This is a genomic window from Plesiomonas sp. ZOR0011, from assembly GCF_000800945.1.
Taxonomy (GTDB): domain Bacteria; phylum Pseudomonadota; class Gammaproteobacteria; order Enterobacterales; family CAMTGL01; genus Plesiomonas; species Plesiomonas shigelloides.
In genome coordinates this window covers 1-257 of record NZ_JRKB01000123.1, presented here as the reverse complement: position 1 = coordinate 257, position 257 = coordinate 1, and the positions used below count along the sequence as shown (strand labels likewise).

Genomic DNA, 257 nt, shown 5'->3' with positions numbered 1-257 from the left:
GGGAATAGCTCAGTTGGTAGAGCACGACCTTGCCAAGGTCGGGGTCGCGAGTTCGAGTCTCGTTTCCCGCTCCAAAAAAGGCGCGTTAACAAAGCGGTTATGTAGCGGATTGCAAATCCGCCTAGTCCGGTTCGACTCCGGAACGCGCCTCCAATTTCTCTCATCATAGTTTTACATCAGTCGCGGGATGGAGCAGCTTGGTAGCTCGTCGGGCTCATAACCCGAAGGTCGTTGGTTCAAATCCAGCTCCCGCAACC

General features: G+C 54.9%; 2 tRNA genes. Both read left to right on the top strand.

Features of this window, described 5'->3' with window-relative positions:
- Positions 1-79 precede the first annotated feature (79 nt).
- A tRNA-Cys gene (locus tag L975_RS16945) sits at positions 80-153 on the top strand.
- Between the two features lie 28 nt (positions 154-181).
- Positions 182-255 (top strand) — tRNA-Met (locus tag L975_RS16940).
- The last annotated feature ends 2 nt before the right edge of the window (positions 256-257 follow it).